Raw genomic sequence first — 22,244 nt, forward strand, 5'->3', positions numbered from 1 at the left:
GAGATATGTTTTTGCCATATCTCACTTTTTAATTAGTTTGCACCATAATAATAATATAAGCCTTGTTCACGTTCACGATCGTTCAGAACAACGCCTAACAATTTACCTTTTGCAGATTCTAATAATCCTTTTGCTTTTACCGCTGTTTCCTTTTCTGTCGATTCGCTACGAACGACAAGAATAGATGCATCACATACATTCGCCATAATTTGCGCATCTGTTACAGCTAAAATTGGCGGTAAATCAAAGATGACTAAATCGTACATACTATATGCTTGCCCAAGAAGTTCTTTCATCGATTTCGAACCTAACAATTCCGCCGGATTTGGTGGGATTGGACCACACGCTAAAAAGTGTAAATTATCAACTAATGTCGTTTGTACACACTTCTCTAACCGTTCACTATGTGTTAATACATTCGTTAATCCGAAAATATTATCAACTTGGAACATTTGATGCATCGCTGGTTTACGCATATCTGCATCAATTAATAATACTTTCTTTCCTTGTTGAGCAAAAACAACTGCCATATTCGCTGTTGTCGTCGTTTTCCCTTCACTCGGGTTAGCAGACGTTACCATTAACGAATGTAAATTCGTATCAACAGATGCAAATTCGATATTCGTTCGAATATTACGATATTGTTCTGAAATTGGTGATTTCGGTTGTTGATGAGCAATTAATTGACGACGTTGACGATGATTTTGTTTCTTTTTAAATAAACTATTAAGAGCCAATTGTTTGCCCCCTCACTTTTCTTGATGATGAAGCATGTGATTTCACGCTTGCTGTTTCTTCATCCATACGTGCTACAATACCTAACACTGGTAAGCCAAGTAAGCTTTCTACATCTTCTTCTTTTTTCACTGTGTTATCTAAGTATTCTAGTAAGAATGCAAGACCAACTGAAGCCATTAATCCAACAACGAAAGCAATTGCTACATTAAGCATAGGAACTGGCTTAATCGGAGATTGATTTTCCGCAACTTCTGCTTTTGATAATACCGTTACGTTATCGACATTCATAATTTTTGCAACTTCACCTTTAAATACATCTGCGGTTGCATTTGCGATATCACGAGCTACTTTTGGATTTTTATCCTCAGCTGTAACGGAAATGACTTGTGAATCTTTTTCATTCGCAACATTAATCTTTTCTGTTAAAGCTTGTGCAGTCATATTTAAATGTAATTTTTCATTCACTTGGTCTAAGACTACTGGACTTTTAATAATGACCTTATATGTATTCGTTAATTGAATATTTGTTTGAATTTCACCAGCTTGAATCATTGCACCCTCTAGCTTTTTCTGATTAACCAGAATTTGCGTTGAAGATTGATAGATTGGTGTCATGAAGAAGAAGCTAATGATAGCACTTACAATAGCTGCACCAAAGGCGATTACGAGGATCATTGCTAAACGTTTTCTTAAAATATGAAATAACTCTTTCAAACTAATTGTTTCTTCCATAAGTTCCTCCAACTTTCTAAAATTTGCACATAAAAAAATTATAACATATAAATCTTACATTTTTTTATTTTAGTAATATCTATGTACGATTGGTATTTAAAAACATATATAATCTTACAAAATAATCTTAAATATGACAACACATTCCATCAATTTTATAAATTTTCTATTATATCATTTTTTTTGTATAATTCAATAAATAATTTTAAAACAATTCAAAAAAACTGGTAAAAATACTTACCAGCTTTAAAAATTACTATTCCATATATTATTTTCTAATAATATCCATATTGCTCTTTTTCTTCTTTTTTATCATTTAAAACGACGCCAAGTAGTTTTCCAGATGCTTTATCTAATATTTGTTTCGCCTTTATCAGTTTATCTTTTTCTGTTTTTTCACTACGAGCTACTAATACAATTCCGTCGCATTTATTTGCGAGTATTTGTGCATCTGTAACGGCTAGTACAGGTGGTGTATCGATTAAAATGACATCAAACATCTTATATGCCTCTAGAAGCATTTCATCCATTTTACGGTATCCTAGTAGTTCTGCAGGGTTTGGCGGAATTGGGCCTGATGGCATGACATATACATTATCTATATCTGTTTTTTGAATACATTGCATAAACGAAGCCTGTCCTGATAATAAATTTGTTAAACCATTTGGATTGTGAACCGCAAATAAGTTTTGTAATGTCGGCTTACGTAAGTCCGCCCCAATTAACAATACTTTTTTCCCTTGTTGACCGAAAACAACTGCTAGATTAGAAATAGTCGTTGTTTTCCCGTCTCCTGGATCTGCTGAAGTGACAATAATAGAACGAATATGGTTATCTACAGATGTAAATTCAATGTTCGTACGAATGTTACGGTATTGTTCTGTAATACGTGATTTAGGCTCTTTATGTGTAATTAATTGTCGTAATGGTTTTCTTTTCTTTCTTCCGAACATGTTCTAGTCTCCTTTTTCAAAATGCGACCTTTTCCCTTTTTCTCTTTTATGCTCGATATGCTACGCCTATTTTTCATTTACTTCTACCGTTAAATTTCCCCATTACTTTCCTCTACAGTTCATCATAACGAATCATAATAACCTTTGTCCTATCTTATAACCTCCATAATGTGACAACGGCATCTCTATCTTTATCGCGCTATCATTCATCTTGATTTCAAGATATTTATAGCGTCATTATATACAAACTCCCATTCATTTACAATTAAAATTCTGATTACTCTGCATTTTAATATTTCAAATAAAAAATATAGTAATTAAAAAAATCCTTCTGCATATTACAGAAGGATTTTTTTAATCACTATCTATTCTTTCTTATCACCAATTGCAAATGTAATTTCAGCTTCGCACGCAACTTCACCATCTACTGTTGCGATTGCTTTTCCTTTTCCGATTGGTCCACGTACGCGTGTCATTTCTACTTCTAAACGAAGTTGATCACCTGGGCGCACTTGTTTTTTGAAGCGGCAGTTGTCGATGCCTGCGAAGAAAGCAAGTCTCCCGCGGTTTTCTTCTTTCTTTAATACAGCAACTGCTCCAACTTGAGCTAATGCTTCTACAATAAGTACGCCGGGCATAACTGCATAGTCTGGGAAGTGTCCATTAAAGAACTCCTCGTTTGCAGATACATTTTTAATTCCAACCGCTCTTTTTCCCTCATCCACTTCTAATATTTTATCAACAAGTAAAAACGGATAGCGGTGAGGAATGATTTCTTTAATTTGTTCTATATTTAGCATGTAACAATCGCCCCTTTTACAATATTGGTCTTACCACTTGGACATATTGTTATTATCACATTTTGTTTATTATTTGTCATTATAAAGTGAAACTTTAATCAGTGGGGGGGTCCATCCCCCACTGATTATTAGTTGAACCAATCGGGCTTTTACGGGCAGTTGATCTCCCACCTAACTCCCTTGCATTCGCCAAATTTTGAGGTGGGAGTCTTACTGCCCGTTAATGCGGGATAAAGTAAAAATTTACTTCCTATTATAAAAAAATGCACACACTCTATTCCATTAAAATAGTTGCACTTCTCAGCAACTGACACGGAGGTAGAAAAGAGTGTATGCCCAAATTAGGGAAAGGCAATATGTATTTGAACATTTTTTGCCTTAATGTCGTATTCGACTCATTATATTACAAACGTTTTCAAATATGAAAATATTAAATTTAACCATATATATGAATATTTTACCTGTTTTCTCTATTTTTCTTTATTTTCCTTCCATTTTCTCAATAAATTAAAAAAATATAAAAATATAAAGATATAAAAAAATAAAAAGGACCAAGGTTTGATACCTTAGTCCTTCTCACTTTATCCCGATTGGTGAAGGCTAATAATCAGCGGGGGATGAACCTCCCACTGATTAAAGTTTCACTTTATTTCAATGCACGACGTGGTAATTTATCGATATTCTCTAACATAATACCTGTACCAATAGCAACACATTGCATTGGGTTTTCAGCGATTAATACTGGTACCTTTAATTCTTCTGCTAGAAGCATGTCGATACCGTGTAATAAAGCTCCACCGCCTGTTAGAATAACACCGCGGTCGATAATGTCCGCAGATAGTTCTGGTGGTGTGCGCTCTAGTACGCCTTTTGCAGCTTGTACAATGATAGCTGCGTCTTCTTTTAGTGCTTCTGTAATCTCTTCAGAGCATACTGTAATTGTACGTGGTAAACCTGTTACCATGTCACGTCCGCGAATTTCAAGCTCTTCACTACGTGCACCTGGGAATACTGTACCAACTTTAATTTTAATATTTTCTGAAGTACGTTCTCCAATTAATAGCTTATACTTACGTTTAACGTAGTTTAAGATTTCCATATCAAACTTATCGCCAGCCATTTTGATAGAGGAAGAGGTAACAATATCACCCATAGAAAGTACGGCAATATCTGTTGTACCTCCACCAATATCAACAACCATGTTTCCGCTTGGCTGGAAGATTTCCATACCCGCACCAACTGCGGCTACTTTTGGTTCTTCTTCTAAAAATACTGTTTTACCACCTGAACGTTCAGCAGCCTCACGAATTGCTTTTTGTTCTACAGATGTGATATTTGTTGGACAGCAAATTAAAATGCGAGGTTTTGAAAAGAAACTCTTCACGTCCAATTTGTTAATGAAATACTTTAACATTGCTTCTGTAATTTCGAAATCTGCGATTACACCATCTTTAAGCGGACGAATTGCTACAATATTACCAGGTGTACGTCCCACCATACTTCTTGCTTCTTCACCTACTGCTAATACTTTTCCACTATTACGATCAATTGCCACAACAGATGGCTCATTTAATACAATACCCTTACCTTTAACATGAATTAATACGTTAGCCGTACCTAGGTCAATTCCGATATCTCGTGCAAACATTCCCGTCATTTCCTCCTCGATATTCAAAATCAGGTTACACCCGAATTCTTTTACACCTAATTTCTGATTTTATCATAAATTTAACAGAAACGTAATATTCGCAAAAAGAATTCTTCTGAAAAATATTACCGAATTCACAAGGAATGTTTGCTATTTTAGATTTATTGGCGCACAGGGTTTTCTGTATCTTCTTTTCGGTACTTTTGCTTTGTTGCTTCTCCACCTCTTAAATGACGAATAGACTTATGATAATCAAGAATTTCTTTCACTTCATTTGCCAGCTCTGGATTTATTTCTGGCAAACGTTCTGTTAAATCTTTATGGACTGTACTCTTTGATACCCCAAATTCCTTTGCGATTACACGCACTGTCTTTCTTGTCTCCACGATATACTTGCCAATCTTGATAGTTCTCTCTTTGATGTAATCGTGCACACCACTCGCCTCCCTAAATTGGATGTGAGAAGTGTGAAATGAGACTCGCTGCATACGACTATGAAGTAAATGTGAGTGCTGTTTGTAAGCGTTAAACATTCTTGGATTTATAATGAAATGATTCACGATTTCTCACCTCAAACACTCTCTTTGCATTGGTTTATACCATTGTATTGCCCGCACTACTGATATATGCTACATGTTCACTATTTTTGCGGACTAAGTTAAGAAAAATTACGTTTTTTTGTGAGAAATACGTTAACGATGACAATTATGGCAAAAAAAAGTGACACCTCTTTATAAAAGGTGTCACTCTTCTCTTTCATATTCTTCTTCTAACAACTGATGGTGGGGGACTTCTTTCTTACCGGCAATATAATAATATAAAGCGAATAAAACAAACAATAAAATGATAGCAATCGACAGAACAGATAAAAATGACACAGTATCCCCTCCCTTTTGTAATATATATTCGAGAATCTCGTCATTTTTCCTTGTTATTGCAACTTTTTTCTCGAAATTGATTATTTTTATATAAAAATAAAGTGAAACTTTAATCAGAGGGGTTTTTGTTCATCCCCCACTGATTATTAGTTGAACCAATCGGGCGTTTACGGGCAGTTGATCTCCCACCTAACTTCTTTGCTCCAGCTGAATTTTGAGGTGGGAGTCTTACTGCCAGTTAATGCGGGATAAAAAAATCAGCTCTCCTAATGAGAACTGATTTTTTCACTTTATTATTCTTGTGAAGAAGAACCGTTAGATGATTCTGTAGAACCATTCGTTGATTTTTCTTCTTTTTGAGATTTCTCATCTTGTTTACCGTTCGTCTCTTTATCACTAGTCGAGCCGCTTGTTGATTTCTCTTCTTTTTGAGATTTCTCATCTTGTTTGCCGTTCGTCTCTTTATCACTAGTCGAGCCGCTTGTTGATTTCTCTTCTTTTTGAGACTTATCTTCTGGTTTCGTGCTTGTTGACTTTTCTTCTTTTTGAGATTTGTCATCAGCTTTTTTACCAGAAGCATTTGTCGCCTTTGCAGCACCTGCATCAGCTTTAATTTCTGCTACTGATTTATTTAAATAACGCTCAGGGTTCACAGCCACATTGTCTTTACGTACTTCAAAGTGAACGTAAGAACCTGCATCTTTATTCATTGCATTTAGACCTGATTTTCCTAACACTTCACCTTGCGCGACTCTTGCACCTTTTTCTACTTTCACACTGCCTAAGCTTTGATAAGATGCTGCTACACCATTTCCACTATCTACTGTTACAACATAACCAAGAAGTGAATCTTTTTCAGCTTTCGTTACTGTACCACTTAAAGCAGCTGTAACATCAAATTCTTTTCCGTTTTTCGCAGCAATGTCAATTCCTTTATTCGGGGAATATGTGTTGTTATAAAAGACAAGTGCTTTTTCTTGTTCCGCCTCTGATGCTGCATCTTCATAGAATTTCTTCTGTACTACTACTTCTGCATTTGCTGCAGTTGGCATTTTCACTACTTCTGAAGATTTTGTTACTGGTACTGCCGGATCTTCCGTTTGTGTATACGGTGTTGCTTGATCTTGGTTCGGAGCTTTCTTTGGATTAGCTCCCTGGAACCATAGCGCAACCATTAAGATTACCGCTGCACAAGCAATGTATAGTGCCGGAAACACCCATCTTTTTTGAAATAAATGTACTACTTTTTGCGACTTTTTACTATTTCTTCCTCGCATTCCATCATCACCTCAGCAATCATTTTGAACAATATTCACTCATCCTATACAACCTATAACTAATTACTTTTCGACAAAATCTGTAAAAATATGTATAGGAATTGCAAAATTTCCGAGGAAATGATAGAAAAAGGAAAAAACTGAGCGTTTCAGCTCAGTTTTTAGTCCATTTGTTTCTTTCTATAAATGAAGAGCGTAATAACAAGTACTGCAACTAACCAAATAGTTATATTCAATAAATTACTAGCAATTGCACTAAAACCTTCACCTTTTATAACACTGCTAACTGCAAGACCGATATGACGAGTTGGTAAATAACCAATCATCTTTGTAACAACTTCATTCTTCACAAACATTCCAATTAAATCGCCCAAAAGAAATGTCATTAATATTGGCAATCCAATTGTTGAGGTTTGTGGCACATTTTGAGCTAATAATCCGATACAAGTGCCAATGAGATTAAATATTAGCATTCCAAGAACAAAGATGAGTAATAATAATGCAAAATTACCTTCTAATTTACCTAAAATAAGTAGATTAATAAAACAAATTGCAACTGTAATCAGACCTGTTAATGAACTTTTACCAATTAATACTTCAATTGATGATGCTGGTGATAGCATAAGAACACGAAGCGTATTTTTTTCTTTTTCTTCAGCGATGAGCATTGCCTGTACAAAACCTCCGACCATAACTAACGCCATCGCAGTTAATGTACCTGCCCCAACTTCTCTAAAGTTATCTGCACGACTAAATAGTATTGCAAAGAAAACTGGCATTGCCATCATAATTAAAGTTTGTGAATTCGTTTTAAAATCCTGTAACTCTTTCCGAAAAATAGCTGAAAATCGTCTCATTGAAAATGTCATTATAATCCCCTCCCAGTAACTTCAATAAAGATATCGCCTAGCGTTGGTTCGTGTGAATGAATGGATAGTAATTCACCTTTTTTCATCCATTCTGAAATACGTTTTGCACCTAATTCGTCTTTTTGCACTACTTCTTTTTGCTTATCTTTTAATACGACTTGTATTTGATCTTTTGCGTATTGTAGGCGAAGGTTTTCTGGTGTATCAAGCGCTACAATTTCTCCGCCGCATAGAAAGGCGATGCGGTTACAAAGCGTTTCTGCTTCATCCATGTTGTGCGTTGTTAAGAAAATCGTTGTTCCTTCTTTATTTAAGTCTTTTAAGATTTTATGAATGTTTTGTACGTTTACTGGATCAAGTGCAGATGTTGGTTCATCTAAGAAGAGGATATCTGGTTTGTGAAGGATCGCTCTCGCTAGTGTGACACGCTGCTTCATTCCTTTTGACAATTTTTTTACTTGTGTTTTTTTATCATCTAATAAGTTCACTTGTGCTAGTACTTCATCAATTCGTTCTTTTTTACAATCGTATAAGTCGCAAAATAATAGTAAGTTATCATAAATGCTAAGTCTTTCATATAAGCCGCTATTGTCTGTTAAAATACCGATTCGTTTGTAATCGATACTACTTGGCCCTGTAATGTCTTTCCCTAACACTCGTACTGTTCCAACGCTATGAAGCAATTGAGAAGTTAAAATCTTTACTGTTGTTGTTTTACCAGATCCACTCGGTCCGAGGAATCCAAAGATTTCTCCTTGCTTCACCTCAATATTTACATTTCGAAGGGCCGTTTTTCCATCGAAACTTTTCATTACATCTTTCATTTCAACTGCCAATGTCATTTCGTCATCCCCTTTGTTTTTCTTTTTATAGATGAAAGTCGCTTTAGCGCTTTTCGTTTGTTTGTTTCGCTTTTCTTGACTCAATCATATGAAAAACAAAGGGTAGGCGCAGTAAAATACCAGTAAAAGGAGTATTTTTACCGGTGAATGAATCGTATTTTGAGCTTATCGGAGCATTTTTATAGCCCAATTACACCTTTTAATTCATCCATTCGTCCTTTTGAAAGCGGGATTGAACTTTTTCTTTCGTCATCCAAAATTAAACTAAAACTATTACGTGTCCACGTAATAACTTCTCGTACTCTTTGTAAATTGACGAGGTACGAGCGATGACATCTAAAGAATCCAAATCCTGTTAATCTCACTTCTAGTTCACTTAATGTTAATGCGCATACGAAATCCCCTTCGCGCACATGAATATGTGTCACTCCATTTTGTGTTTCAATGAAATGGATTTCCATCGGATCCAGTAAAATGATTTTATCATTCACTTTCGCTGGAATTCTTTCAAGTTTCATTTGCGGAATCATTTGAACTACTTTTTCTTCATCGACTTCTTCAACTTCCTCTTGCTCTATTTCTATCTTTTTCACACCATCGTTGTTTAATATGTACACATCTTCTGTCAGCGAAAGGGCATCTGATAAAAAGGAGGACGTAATAAAGATTGCCTTTCCTTGCTCTTTCATTTTCATAATCGCTTTTCGAATAATGATCGTACTCTCTGTATCCACATTTTGCTCTGGCTCTTCTAAAATAACTAAATCCGGATTATGAATCATAACTCGCCCAAGATGAAGACGGCGTTTCTCTGAAAATGACAATTTTTCTATTTTAACGTTCAACTTATCTAGGAGACCGACATATTGTACTACTTCTTCCATACTCATGTTAGATTCATAAAGCCCTAATATAAACTTAAAGTACTCCTTCACCTTCAAACGGTCGTATGCTTCATCTCTCAAAAAACAAAAACCGATGCGGGAATATACTTTCTTTCCAATCGGCTCCTCTTCAAATAACACACTACCTGAAGAAGCCTCTTCTTCTCCAATAATAATGCGATGCAACACTTTAGCTGTATGGTTATTACACTGCAAAACAACACATTGTCCCTTCTCAACCTCTAGCTCAATTGCCGGTAACTGGTTCGTCTTCCCTAACTGTTTCAACTCCAGTAGCGCCATTTCGTCTCCCCCAAATGTTTTTATCCTATTATACCAAACAATTAATGGAAAATTATGATATTTTAAACAAAAAAGAAGTAGGTATCAGGAAACCCCTGACACCTACTTCTTCACCATCAATTTTCCTTCATAATCATTCATCGTCTTTATTTCAATGCCTTTATAGTAATGAGCGACTATCTCTGTATATTTCTTACCTTCCGCTGCCATACCATTCGCACCGTACTGGCTCATACCGACGCCGTGACCGAATCCTTTCGTTGTAACGGTGATGTTATCCCCTTCTTGTTTCCACGTAAAGTCTGAGGAGCGTAAATCTAACTTTTCACGAACTTGTTTTCCTGTTAATGTTTTCCCTTGGAACTCTACATCCTTTACTCGCTTTCCTTCCGTAAGGTCTTTAATATTACCAACCTTTCCGTCCGCTAGCACTTTCACACCGAGACGTTTTTGAAAATCAGCTACTGTGAATTTTTGCTCACTCGTAAATTTTGGAGAGGCTTGATCCCACGGACTATCTACACTCTTTAAGTATGGATAATCATTTCCCCAATAATCAGCTGCATTTTCTGTTCGTCCGTTACTCGTTGAGAAGAAGGATGCTGAAATTGGTTTTCCATCATACGTTAAAACTTGTCCTGCGGTTTTCGAAACGGCTTCCTCAATTTTCTTTAAATTATTTTCGTAGTTATTACCCCATTGTTTCTTCAATTCCTCTTTGCTTTTGTACACTTGATCTTTCACTGTATCTGTCACGTCCGCATTGTTTTTCTTACCACCGCTTAGCATACGCTGCACTACAAATGTTCTTGCTGCTAATGCCTGCGCCTTTAGCGCCTCTATTTCAAAGCTGGCATTCATCTCAGAAGCTACTACACCGGCCACATACTCCTCCATAGGTAATGTTTCTACCTTCTTCTGCTGATCACGATATACAGCAACTTGAACCGCTGTATCCACTTTCCCTGGAGCTGGTATACTTTCTATCGCTGGAGGAGTTTTAGAAGCTGCTTCTTCCCCTACTTTTGCTTTCGCAAACGGAATAACAAGAGCAGCAGGTACAATGATAACGAGCGCTATTAGGAGCGCTACTGTAATGAAAAGTGGCTTTGAAAATTTCATCCTATTCCCCCAATATAAAGTTGGATTCCTTTCATTCTTATGGAACTACGGGATTTTTTAGAACATACTTGGGGGTATCGATATAAAGTGAAACTTTAATCAGTGGGGGTTTTGTCCATCCCCCACTGATTATTAGTCTTCACCAATCGGGCATTTACGGGCAGTTGATCTCCCGCCTAACTTCCTCCCATTCGCCGAACTTTGAGGTGTGGGGCTTACTGACCGCAAATAGTGGAATAAAACAAAAATTTTCTAAATATTTTTACTGAGACGTGCATAAGTATAGAATTTATTGACTATAACAGTAATAACCCAAAAAAATAGCCCCTATGTCAAAAGACATAGAGACTACTTCAATTAAGCGTGAAGATCAGAAACTTCTTGTTCTTTCACTTCTTCTACTTTTTCGTTTACACGTTCAATAGTTGCACCTAATGCAGCTAATTTCTTATGGAAGTCTACATAACCGCGGTCAAGATGTTTTAACTCTGTTACACGAGTATAACCTTCTGATACTAAACCAGCTAAGATTAATGCTGCTGCAGCACGTAAATCAGTTGCGCCAACTTCAGCTCCTTGCAAGCTACTTGGACCGTTCATAATTACAGAACGACCTTCGATTTTAATATCAGCATTCATACGACGGAATTCTTCAACGTGCATAAAGCGGTTTTCGAATACCGTTTCTGTAATCATACTTGTTCCATCAGCATGTAGTAATAATGCCATCATTTGTGATTGCATGTCTGTTGGGAAACCTGGATGAGGCATAGTTTTAATATCAACCGCTTTTAACTTGTCTGGGCCGATAACACGTACACCTTCATTTTCCTCAATAATTTTAACACCCATTTCTTCCATTTTCGCTGTAATTGAGCGTAAATGTTCAGGCACAGCATTTTCAATTAAGATGTCTCCACCTGTAATTGCCGCTGCAACCATGAATGTTCCTGCTTCAATACGGTCAGGAATAATAGGGTGGTTTGCACCATATAATTTTTCAACGCCTTCAATACGAATCGTTCCAGTTCCAGCTCCGCGTACTTTCGCTCCCATTGCATTTAAGAAGTTAGCTAAGTCAACGATTTCTGGCTCTTTCGCTGCGTTTTCAAGGACTGTTGTCCCTTTTGCTAATGTAGCTGCAGACATAATGTTTTCTGTCGCGCCTACGCTTGGGAAGTCTAAATAAATTTTAGCTCCTTTTAGTTCGCCCTCTACGTGTGCCTCAACAAATCCGTTACCAACTTTTACTTTCGCTCCCATTGCTTCGAAGCCTTTTAAATGTTGGTCAATTGGACGTGAACCAATTGCACATCCACCAGGAAGTGCAATACGAGCACGACCGTTACGTGCTAATAATGGTCCCATTACTTGAACAGATGCACGCATCTTACGTACATACTCAAATGGTGCTTCAATGTTTAATTCTTTAGAAGAATCGATTGTTACTTGGTTATTTTCAAATACGACTTCAGCATTTAAATGACGTAATACCTCGTTAATTGTGTATACATCAGATAATACTGGCACTTCAGATAGTACATTCTTTCCGTCACTCGCTAATAGGGCTGCAGCGATTATAGGTAATACAGCATTTTTTGCGCCCTCAACACGCACTGTGCCGCTTAACCGCTTTCCGCCACGGACGATGATCTTTTCCAAATTATTCCCCTCCGTGTCCTTTTTTCAGTATCTATCCACTCAATACTCAGAAGTTATGATCGGTGTGCCAACCACAATTGTATCTTTGTTGTTTGTAGAACGTATTGCTATTTGCACATTTATTTTCTCTCTATTTGTTGAAAGAGCGTCATTCCACTTTTTATTATATGCGGAGACTGATACAAATGCTCTTTCTTCTATCTGTTCGATCGCTCTTGCTGAAAGATCTTTCAAAACCTGATTGGTTTTATTTTGCAAAACACCTTCAATCTTATCATTCAGTACACCTTGAACACAAGTGTAAATTATAGGTTTTTCACTAAAAATTTTATCCATGTTCTGAACGTACTTCGGGTCCCATTTCGCCCCGCTCACTTCAAAAATAATAAAAGTGTTTTCTTTAGTATTTTCCTTACTCCAAGTTACTACTATTCGTTCTTCATGTGAAGAAGATTTTTTATAGGATGTAGCCTTATATCCATCTGGAGATTGTTCTAATTCCCAACTTTCAATGTTTGCCTTTTCCTTCACATCGTTTAACAATTTTTGAAACGTATGTATATTAGAAATTGTTTTCGTTTCTCGCGCTAACCATGACCACCGCTCTACTTTTGCATCGTTCTTCTCTAAAGCTGCAATCATGCTCTCCATTTTCTGTTCATCGCTTATAGGTTTCATCTCTTTATATCCAACCAAAAATAAAACAACACTTACGATAACGATAAGAATGGCTTTAAACTTCAATTTCATCCCCTCCTATCCCCATTGTTAACGGAGATATGAGGTTCTATACACTTACTTTACTAAATACGTTAAACTCTTTGAATAGCCTAAATAATCAAGGAAAAAGTTACTTACAGATGTCCCAATTGTAATTGTAATTAGGATAAGTAATACTCTCGTCTGCATCACTTTTCCAGACTTCATTAAGCGCTCAATGTGAATACCTTGTAAGGCCCACCACGTAATGGTAATAAACAATAAATGCGAAACAATGGCAATCAGTGCTTGTTGCCCTAAAAGATGTGCCAAAAAATCGACCCCTTTTTTTGCTTGGCTACTACTTACGCAAAATGTAAAAAACGATACCATAAATAAGTAGGAGCCACACTTTTTCACACGCAAATAAACATCTTACATTTTACATCGTAATTTTCTGTTAAAAAACATATACCTATAGGTGTTTTCATTTGCTGTTACTCCAAAATAAAAAGCGTAGAGTACGGACTCTACACCTTTTATTTTTACTATTGTACCACGTTCCCTAAGAAGAAGAAATCTTTCATTAATGGAAAATATTCATAGAAGAAATTGTAACCAATCATCGGCATAATCCCCAGTATTACAATTGAAATTGCGCAAAGACTCATGACAATCTTTATATTTAACGGTAACCGAAGCTTTTCTTCTGCCCCTTCTGTGCGGAAAAACATTTGCTGTAATATCCGGAAGTAATATACGAATGAAATAACTGTTGTCCCCATCATAATAGAAGCTAATACGTAATGAGCAGGCTCAACATGAAGTGCCCCTAAAAAGATGTTAATTTTTCCGATGAAACCTGCTGTCCCCGGTATTCCAGCTAATGATAAAATAAAGATCGTCATCACTATAGCTGTAAATGGGGATCGCTTGTATAACCCTGTAAAAATAGTCATATTTTCCTTATCATTTTGTAAGATTAATCCGTGGATGATTGCAAATGCCCCTATATTCATAAGCATATATGCAAGCATATAAAACCACATACTATCCATCGTAAACTGCGATAGCGCTACAAGAGGGACTAGCAAATACCCAGCATGCGCGATACCTGAATAGGCAAATAGACGTTTTACATTGTATTGCTTTAATGCTACTACGTTCCCAACAATCATCGTAATACTAGCTAGTACCGCAATGTATATACTCATACGCCCGTACAAAGATTGTGCGTCTCCTTGGATTGCCACACCTGCAAACACCATAAGAAACAAACGCGTAATGAGTAGAAAACCAGCAATTTTAGAAATCGTTCCGAGAAAAGCAGTGACAGGTGTAGCCGCTCCCTCATACACATCTGGTGCCCACATATGAAATGGCACTGTTGCAATTTTAAATGAGAGTCCAACGAGCAAAAGTAGAAATGCGAGGGCTAACAATAACTGAATGCCCCCAGCCAATCCTTGCGTAAATACCTTTTGCATTTCCACTATGTTGGTCGACCCTGTAATACCGTATAAATAGCTCATTCCAAAGAGTGTAATTGCTGTTCCAATTCCTCCGTTAATGACATATTTCATTGCAGCCTCATTCGATGCACGGTTTCTTTTTCGGATTCCTACTAAAATATAGGAAGAAAGCGAAAGCAACTCTAAACCAACGAACAATGTGATGAAATCAACGCTAGAAGCCATGAACATCGCTCCAAGAAGCGCCATTAAAAACAAATAATAATATTCTCCTTTATCTTGAATAGGCTCCTTCTTGTCATCGCTTATTGCCATACATAAAACGAGAGCTGCTCCGCCTAATAACAACGTTTTAAATCCTTTTGAAAATCCATCTAGTACAAACGATCCATTTAAAATATCTCCTGCCGGTTCGCTGTATAGCGTCATTAATGACACTATCGCTAACAAGGTAGCGGCAATTGCACCAATCGCAACGTACCTATGGTTCAGCTTAAAAAACAAATCACATATGGAAAGAAGGATGGCTGCCCCGAGAATAATGAATTCTGGTACCATGAGATGCCATGATAAGCTAAGTAACGTGTTCATATCCATCCTACTTCACCCCCAATGTTTTCAATGTAGTTTGAAGTGGATCCCCTAGTAGTTCTGGCATTACCCCAATTGCAATAATACAAACGATAAGCACTATAACAGGAACGTACTCCCATCCGTGTATATCAAATTTCGCTTCCCATTCTTTCTTACCAAATATCACTTGAAGTGTCGCTCTTAATACGTATACAGCGGTTAAAATAATTCCAATTACACCGACGGCGGCGATAACAGGTTTCCCTTGGAATAAACCGAGAAAGGCAAGGAATTCGCTAATAAATCCGGACATCCCTGGCATTCCAAGCGATGCCATACCGCCCGCTAGGAAGAAACCGCTAAGCACCGGAACACTTTTTGCAAGTCCACCAAGTGCTGTAATATCCGAAGTCCCGAAACGCTCTTCAATAATGCCAAGCAAGAAGAAGAGTAAGGCCGCAATTAAACCGTGAGACACAACTTGGAACAATGCCCCTTGTGTACCTGGTGCATTTAACGCCGCAAGCCCCATTAATACAATGCCCATATGCGAAATACTAGAGTAAGCAAGTACCTTTCTAAAGTCCGTTTGGATGAGTGCTAGAAAGGCCCCATACAATAAATTAATTACCCCTAAAATCGCAATTAGCGTTGCAAAATCACGAAAATATTCTGGGAATAATCCTTTCCCGAAGCGAACAATACCGTACGCGCCAATCTTCAGCAAAACCCCCGCGTGAAGCATAACTACAGCAGGATGCGCTTCTATGTGTACATTGACCATCCAGCGATGCAAAGGGAAAACAGGGAGTTTAATCGCAAAAGCAATCATTATGGCAAGAAACAAGCCGAACTGTACGCTACTTGAGACGGCCATTCCTCCCCCAGCACCTACACTCGTTAATATTTCTTTAAGCTCCGCAATATTTGTTGTACCTGTTTTCGCAAATAAAACCGAGAAAACGATAAGTAAAATAGCTGATCCAATACCGTTATATATTAAATAACTATATGCAGCCTTTTCACTCGACAATTTCCCCCACTTGCCAATTAATAAAAACATTGGTGGCAACGTAATCTCAAAGAACATGAAGAACAACATTAAATTTTGAGCAGCGAAGACACCGAGCATACCTATTTCTAACATGAGTAACAGCATGTAGAATGCTTTCAAATTTCTTTTAATAGAAAATGCCGCAATAGCTGCAAGCATCGCTAGAAGGGCTGTGAGCACCATCATTACAAGCGATAAACCATCAATGCCGAGCTCGTAATAAATTGAAAACCACCTTTTGTCCACTGCTGTGAAATCCCCAAATTGAATCCATTTCACCTTTTCATCAAATATCGATAAGCTCTTTCCTGAAGCGTATGTACAAGCAAGGACGATAGCAATTCCAAATGGAAGCGCCGTTCCGAATAAACCAAGCGCCTGCACTGTACGCGATTCTCGTTTCGGCGTTAATAAAAGCAAGAGAATTCCTAAAAGCGGGGAAAAAATGAAGAACGTTAATAGCAATCCATTCACCGTAAATCCCCTCCCGTATATAACAAAATAATTAGGAGCACTGCGAGCGAAACTGCTGTTACAGTTCCATACACTTGTACATTCCCGTTTTGAAGCCGCGATCCTAGGCCACTCATACCTTTAACGAGTCCAGCAATTAAAACTGCGATTCCTTCTACAACGTATACTTCAAATAAGCGAAGCACATGAGCGATTCCTTTCGTAATAGGAAGCACCGTCACATTGTATAGTTCATCCACATAATATTTTCCTTTCAAAAGGTTATAAAGAGGCGTCCCTTCTCCGCCGGCCCAATCTCTAGAGATAGATTTCTTGCCATATATGAAATACGCAAGGGCAATTCCCGCAAATGAAACGAGCGTCGCAACAACCATAATCCAAGCTGGTCCATGCACGTCTTTCACTTTGAAGCCCACATCTTTCGTAAGCCAATCCCCAAGAAACGTTCCGAACCACGGTGTATTTATATAACCGGCCACTACCGCAAGAACACCAAGGACAATCATCGGATACGTCATGGTGCGAGGTGATTCATGCACCTCTTCCTTCGTCTTCGTTTCCCCGGTAAAGACAAGAAAATATAGACGGAACATATAAAATGCTGTTAGAAATGCCGCAATTACTGCTAAAACGAATAGAAAGTAATTGCCATTCATCCAAGCCGCCGCTAAAATTTCATCTTTACTAAAAAATCCGGAAAGAAGAGGAACACCACTAATTGCAAGTGTGCCTATTAAAAATAGTGCACCGGTTACTTTCATCTTTTTCTGTAAACCGCCCATTTTATTAATGTTTTGCGTATGGACTGCATGAATTACACTTCCTGCTGCCAGGAACAATAATGCTTTAAAAAAGGCGTGTGTCGTTAAGTGAAAGATACCAGCTACATAACCAGCCGAGCCTAGCGCAAGCATCATATACCCGAGCTGACTAACTGTAGAGTAAGCAAGAACCCTCTTAATATCAGTTTGTACTAGACCAATAGAGGCCGCAAAGATTGCGGTGAAAGCCCCAACGATTGCCACAGTTTGCATCGCTACCGCACTTGCTGAAAATAGCGGGAACATCGTCGCTACTAAATATACGCCGGCTGCAACCATCGTTGCCGCGTGAATAAGCGCCGAAACAGGCGTCGGTCCTTCCATTGCATCTGGCAACCATGTATGAAGCGGGAACTGACCCGATTTCCCCATCGCACCGATAAAAATTAATATCGCCGTTATTGTAATCATAGAAGGAGAGAGGTCGCCCGTATGAATCGCTTTAAAAATCGCGTCATATTCAAAACTACCTGCGTACCAAAAAATTAATATCATCCCAATAAATAGCCCAACATCCCCAATGCGTGTCATAATAAAAGCCTTTTTCGCAGCAGCCTTCGCTTCTTCTTTAAAGAAATAAAAACCGATAAGTAAAAACGAACCAAGGCCGACTAACTCCCAAAATATATAAAGCTGTAATAAATTCGTCGATATAACTAGCCCAAGCATCGCAAAGGTAAAGAGCCCTAAATATGCATAAAAGGTTGGTAATCTGGTGTCACCTTTCATATAACCTTTTGAGTACACATGTACAAGAAAACTCACAAGTGTAACGATAAACAACATTAAAGCCCCTAATGCGGTAACTTCAAAACCAAATGATATATCTATATCTCCTACCCTAAGCCATACCCACTTATGCTTCACTGCCTCGGATGAAAATCGTTCTATTAGTACCACTACCGCGGATATAAAGGAGAGAAAGGTAAAGAAAATACCTAGTACACTACTTCCCTCTCTAATTTTCTTCCCGAACACAATAAGTAACAAAAACGAAACAAGCGGGAAAAGCGGTATGAGCCATGCATAATCGATCATTGTTTCCTTCCCCCTTTTCGGTCACAATGCTATCCTTTGAGCGTATCCATCTCATCTACATGAACTGTCGGGCGATTACGGTACAAAGCAATCAAAATTGCAAGACCTACCGCTGCCTCCGCTGCCGCTACAGACATCGTAAACAGCGAAAAAATTTGTCCTGTTAAATTCGGAAACAAGCCTAATTTACTAAACGCTACTAGATTTAAATTGGCGGCGTTTAACATCAATTCGATACAAACTAATACAATTACTGTATTTCGCTTTGTTAAAGCTCCAAATAAGCCGATGCAAAACAAAATAATCGCAAGTGTTAAATATGCAGAAGCCGGAACGCTACTCATGGGAATCCTCCTCTCCCTCATCCTTCTTCGCAAGGATAATCGCTCCTACAAGTGCTACAAGTAAAATAACTGAGGTTAATTCGAATGGAATAATATATTTTGAATAGAGAAGTGTACCGATTTGAAGTGTGTTATTTTCATGGAGAGGTAAACTTCCTTGTGTGCTTTGGTTTGAAAAATCGATACTATTAACAGCGAAATACATAACTGCTCCAAACGATACAACCGCAAAGAAGATAATCCATTTTCGAAGAGTAAGGCGCGATTCATTTTCCGCGTTATGTTTCGTTAACATAATGCCAAAAATCATAATAATAGTGATCGCACCAGAGTAAAGTAAAATTTGTGCCACTCCGATAAATTCGGCTGATAAGAGAAAGTACAAACCCGCAATGCTAAGGAACGTAAGCACAAGGGCCAGCATCATATGCATTACTTTCGTTAAATTCAGCATAAGAACGCCGCCGATAATCGCAGACAAGGATAATATAAAGAAAGCTACAAACTCGCCATTCATGCTTTATTCTCCTTCCTGACGTTCTCGTCGTTCTCGTCAAGCCACTGCAAATTTTTAAATAAATCATCACGTGAATACTCTGCAAGTTCAAAGTTATTTGTCATTACAATCGCCTCTGTCGGGCAAACTTCTGTACATAAATCGCAAAGAATACAAATTTCAAAATTAATATCATACGTGTCGATAATTTTCCCTTTTTTCGTAGGATCAGGATGTTTTTTTCCTGTTAATTGAATGCAATCTGTCGGACAAATGTTGGAACACTGATTACAAACAATACATTTCTCTGGATAAAACTTTTGAATACCTCGAAATCGGTCTGGTAATGGCAACGGTTGATTTGGATAATCATACGTCACCTTTTTCTTACTCAAATTACTAAGCGTATATTTTAACCCTTTAAATAGTCCTTTCATCTCTTACTGGCACCCCCTTTATAGATTAGAAGAATAGCTCCTTAATCAATGCCGTTAAGAAAATATTTGCAAGTGCGATTGGTAATAATACTTTCCAGCCAAACTCCATTAACTGGTCACCTCTTATGCGCGGGAACGTAACGCGGAACCAAATCAATAGAAAGACCACACTGCTGAATTTCAAAGCAAACCATACGGCTCCTGGAATAAACCCAAGGAACATAACTGGATTCCAGCCTCCTAAAAAGAGTACTGTAATTAAAGATGACATCCCGAAGAAATACACATACTCTGAAAGCATGAAAAACGCCCAGCGAAAACCTGAGTATTCCGTATGGTATCCTGAAACAAGTTCTGACTCCGCTTCGGGTAAATCAAACGGTGTCCTATTTAACTCTGCAACTGCCGCGATTAAGAAAATGACGAAACCGATTGGCTGTGCGAAAATGTACCATACCTTTTCCTGCGCCGCTACAATTTCATTCAAGTTAAGACTACCAGCTAACAAAACGACGCCAATTACACTCATCACAAGTGGAATCTCATAAGAAATCATTTGCGCTGCCGCACGCATCCCTCCTAAAAGGGAATATTTATTATTTGATGCCCATCCCCCAGTTACAACTCCGATCGTCGTAATCCCAGAGACAGCAATGTAATACAGTAACCCTACGCCAATATCCGCGAACTGAAATTTATCAGTAAACGGGATAACCGCAAGCACCATAAATGCTGGTGCAAATGCAATAACAGGTGCTAATATAAACAACGGTTTATCAGCAGCTTTCGGAATGCTATCTTCTTTTAATAATAATTTCAAAACATCAGCTACCGTTTGGAGTAAACCGAACCGGCCCCCAACTTGGTTTGGTCCAATCCGTCCTTGCATAAATCCCATCACTTTCCGTTCTGCCAAAATACCGTATGTAACGAAGCCAAGGACTGCAAATAATAGAAGCACCGCTAATCCGAAAAAAATGAAGAAATTCGTCCAACTTGAAGGTGATTGTAAGAGCGTCTCAATCATTAGCCGTCAACCTCCCCAAGTACAATATCAACCCCACCTAAAATCGTAATTAAATTGGCGATATTTTCACCTTTCAATAACTTCGGTAAGATTTGCAAATTATAAAAAGACGGTCTGCGAAATTTCAAACGGTACGGCTCTTTCTTTCCATCACTAGCAATATAACAGCCAATCTCTCCCCGCGGTGACTCTATACGGACGAACGCTTCTCCCTTAGGTGCTTTAATAATTTTCGGGACTTTCGCCAGCACAGCGCCGTCTTTCGGGAACTGCTCGGCTGCTTGCTCAATAATTTTCAATGACTCCTCAATTTCCTCCATCCGGCAAACGTAGCGATCCCAAGCATCTCCCGAGATCCCAACAGGAACATCAAAGTCAAAACGATCATAAATAGAATACGGCTCATCTTTGCGAAGATCAAAGCGGACTCCCGTGCACCGCAAATTTGCGCCGCTTAAAGAATACGAGATCGCCTCTTCCGCGCTATATACGCCAACGCCCCTCACACGATTTAAGAAAATTTCATTTCCGCTAACGAGGTCGTGGTAACCTGCCAATTGCTCTCTCATATACGGAACAAAATCTTTCACCTTTTCAATCCAGCCGTCTGGCGCATCCCACTTCACGCCGCCGACTCTCATATAGTTGAAAGTAAGCCTTGCACCGCACAATTCACTTAATAAATTTATAATCATCTCTCGTTCACGAAAGGCATATAAAAATGGACTAACCGCTCCTATATCAAGCAGGTTCGTTCCCCACCAGACGAGATGGCTCGCAACTCTCCCAAGCTCCATCGCAAGCACCCGTAAATATTCAGCACGCTCTGGAATCTCAAGATCCATCATCGTCTCTACAGCGTGGCAAAGGACGTAATTATTCGTCATTGCTGATAAATAGTCCATTCGATCTGTATACGGGATAATTTGTGTATATTGCAAGCTCTCAGCGATCTTTTCTGTTCCGCGATGCAAATATCCGATAACCGGTGTAGCCTCTTTAATAATTTCCCCGTCAATCTTAATTACAAGCCGAAACACACCATGTGTACTCGGATGCTGCGGCCCTACATTTAAGAGCATCTCTTCCGTACGGATCACA

23 protein-coding genes are annotated in these 22,244 nt (G+C 38.2%); all 23 read right to left on the reverse strand.

All coding sequences use genetic code 11. The features are described 5' to 3' along the window. Positions 1-32: 32 nt before the first annotated feature. The gene (locus JFT89_RS17505; protein WP_016102294.1) at positions 33-737 is read right to left on the reverse strand and encodes a CpsD/CapB family tyrosine-protein kinase; all 705 of its coding nucleotides are present in this window, start codon (positions 735-737) and stop codon (positions 33-35) included. After that, positions 727-1,470, reverse strand: coding sequence for a YveK family protein (locus tag JFT89_RS17510; protein ID WP_201040415.1), 744 nt, complete (start codon positions 1,468-1,470; stop codon positions 727-729). Before JFT89_RS17510 ends, JFT89_RS17505 begins: the two co-directional genes overlap by 11 nt. 275 nt (positions 1,471-1,745) lie before the next feature. Then, positions 1,746-2,423: a CpsD/CapB family tyrosine-protein kinase gene (locus JFT89_RS17515; protein WP_201040416.1), complete on the reverse strand. Its 678-nt coding sequence runs from the start codon at positions 2,421-2,423 to the stop codon at positions 1,746-1,748. Positions 2,424-2,788: 365 nt separating this feature from the next. Continuing rightward, positions 2,789-3,223, reverse strand: a complete 435-nt coding sequence (gene fabZ, locus JFT89_RS17520; protein ID WP_000931959.1) for a 3-hydroxyacyl-ACP dehydratase FabZ — start codon at positions 3,221-3,223, stop codon at positions 2,789-2,791. Positions 3,224-3,869: 646 nt separating this feature from the next. After that, positions 3,870-4,871, reverse strand: a complete 1,002-nt coding sequence (gene mreB / locus JFT89_RS17525) for a rod shape-determining protein (RefSeq protein WP_002130035.1) — start codon at positions 4,869-4,871, stop codon at positions 3,870-3,872. Positions 4,872-5,032: 161 nt separating this feature from the next. After that, complete coding sequence (spoIIID, locus tag JFT89_RS17530) at positions 5,033-5,305, reverse strand: sporulation transcriptional regulator SpoIIID (protein ID WP_002089714.1); 273 nt, start codon at positions 5,303-5,305, stop codon at positions 5,033-5,035. Between the two features lie 309 nt (positions 5,306-5,614). Continuing rightward, positions 5,615-5,749: a hypothetical protein gene (locus tag JFT89_RS17535; RefSeq protein ID WP_002016211.1), complete on the reverse strand. Its 135-nt coding sequence runs from the start codon at positions 5,747-5,749 to the stop codon at positions 5,615-5,617. Between the two features lie 293 nt (positions 5,750-6,042). Further along, positions 6,043-7,026 carry a stage II sporulation protein SpoIIQ gene (gene spoIIQ / locus JFT89_RS17540; protein WP_078205023.1) on the reverse strand — a complete coding sequence of 328 codons (984 nt, stop codon included), beginning with the start codon at positions 7,024-7,026 and terminating at the stop codon, positions 6,043-6,045. 161 nt (positions 7,027-7,187) lie between these two features. Beyond that, positions 7,188-7,895 (reverse strand): ABC transporter permease, encoded by a 708-nt coding sequence (locus JFT89_RS17545; protein WP_002191277.1) that lies wholly within the window; start codon positions 7,893-7,895, stop codon positions 7,188-7,190. After that, positions 7,895-8,737: an ABC transporter ATP-binding protein gene (locus JFT89_RS17550; protein ID WP_201040417.1), complete on the reverse strand. Its 843-nt coding sequence runs from the start codon at positions 8,735-8,737 to the stop codon at positions 7,895-7,897. Before JFT89_RS17550 ends, JFT89_RS17545 begins: the two co-directional genes overlap by 1 nt. Positions 8,738-8,916: 179 nt before the next feature. After that, entirely contained in the window at positions 8,917-9,924 is a 1,008-nt protein-coding gene (locus JFT89_RS17555; RefSeq protein WP_002068498.1) for a LytTR family transcriptional regulator DNA-binding domain-containing protein, read from the reverse strand. A 102-nt stretch (positions 9,925-10,026) separates the two neighbouring features. Beyond that, the gene (spoIID, locus tag JFT89_RS17560; RefSeq protein ID WP_002166416.1) at positions 10,027-11,046 is read right to left on the reverse strand and encodes a stage II sporulation protein D; all 1,020 of its coding nucleotides are present in this window, start codon (positions 11,044-11,046) and stop codon (positions 10,027-10,029) included. 357 nt (positions 11,047-11,403) lie between these two features. Continuing rightward, positions 11,404-12,708: a UDP-N-acetylglucosamine 1-carboxyvinyltransferase gene (gene murA / locus JFT89_RS17565; protein ID WP_002068497.1), complete on the reverse strand. Its 1,305-nt coding sequence runs from the start codon at positions 12,706-12,708 to the stop codon at positions 11,404-11,406. A gap of 39 nt (positions 12,709-12,747) precedes the next feature. Beyond that, positions 12,748-13,452: a YwmB family TATA-box binding protein gene (locus JFT89_RS17570; RefSeq protein WP_201040418.1), complete on the reverse strand. Its 705-nt coding sequence runs from the start codon at positions 13,450-13,452 to the stop codon at positions 12,748-12,750. 51 nt (positions 13,453-13,503) lie between these two features. Then, a complete protein-coding gene (locus JFT89_RS17575; protein WP_002113021.1) occupies positions 13,504-13,740 on the reverse strand; it encodes a DUF1146 family protein in 237 nt (78 codons plus the stop codon). Between the two features lie 215 nt (positions 13,741-13,955). Further along, positions 13,956-15,470, reverse strand: coding sequence for an NADH-quinone oxidoreductase subunit NuoN (gene nuoN / locus JFT89_RS17580; RefSeq protein ID WP_016096492.1), 1,515 nt, complete (start codon positions 15,468-15,470; stop codon positions 13,956-13,958). 7 nt (positions 15,471-15,477) lie between these two features. Further along, positions 15,478-16,980: an NADH-quinone oxidoreductase subunit M gene (locus JFT89_RS17585; RefSeq protein ID WP_016121105.1), complete on the reverse strand. Its 1,503-nt coding sequence runs from the start codon at positions 16,978-16,980 to the stop codon at positions 15,478-15,480. Further along, positions 16,977-18,839: an NADH-quinone oxidoreductase subunit L gene (gene nuoL / locus JFT89_RS17590; RefSeq protein ID WP_201040419.1), complete on the reverse strand. Its 1,863-nt coding sequence runs from the start codon at positions 18,837-18,839 to the stop codon at positions 16,977-16,979. The genes JFT89_RS17585 and nuoL overlap by 4 nt, the downstream gene beginning before the upstream one ends. Positions 18,840-18,868: 29 nt before the next feature. After that, positions 18,869-19,183 carry an NADH-quinone oxidoreductase subunit NuoK gene (gene nuoK / locus JFT89_RS17595; RefSeq protein ID WP_000100081.1) on the reverse strand — a complete coding sequence of 105 codons (315 nt, stop codon included), beginning with the start codon at positions 19,181-19,183 and terminating at the stop codon, positions 18,869-18,871. Beyond that, positions 19,176-19,700 (reverse strand): NADH-quinone oxidoreductase subunit J, encoded by a 525-nt coding sequence (locus tag JFT89_RS17600; protein ID WP_016096491.1) that lies wholly within the window; start codon positions 19,698-19,700, stop codon positions 19,176-19,178. The genes nuoK and JFT89_RS17600 overlap by 8 nt, the downstream gene beginning before the upstream one ends. Next, positions 19,697-20,116 carry an NADH-quinone oxidoreductase subunit NuoI gene (gene nuoI, locus JFT89_RS17605; protein WP_000677191.1) on the reverse strand — a complete coding sequence of 140 codons (420 nt, stop codon included), beginning with the start codon at positions 20,114-20,116 and terminating at the stop codon, positions 19,697-19,699. Before nuoI ends, JFT89_RS17600 begins: the two co-directional genes overlap by 4 nt. A gap of 25 nt (positions 20,117-20,141) precedes the next feature. After that, positions 20,142-21,143, reverse strand: a complete 1,002-nt coding sequence (nuoH, locus tag JFT89_RS17610; RefSeq protein WP_002068471.1) for an NADH-quinone oxidoreductase subunit NuoH — start codon at positions 21,141-21,143, stop codon at positions 20,142-20,144. Continuing rightward, positions 21,143-22,243 carry an NADH-quinone oxidoreductase subunit NuoD gene (gene nuoD, locus JFT89_RS17615; RefSeq protein ID WP_201040420.1) on the reverse strand — a complete coding sequence of 367 codons (1,101 nt, stop codon included), beginning with the start codon at positions 22,241-22,243 and terminating at the stop codon, positions 21,143-21,145. The genes nuoH and nuoD overlap by 1 nt, the downstream gene beginning before the upstream one ends. Position 22,244 lies beyond the last annotated feature (1 nt).

This window comes from Bacillus sp. TH25 (assembly GCF_016650935.1).
In the GTDB taxonomy this organism is placed as follows: domain Bacteria; phylum Bacillota; class Bacilli; order Bacillales; family Bacillaceae_G; genus Bacillus_A; species Bacillus_A mycoides.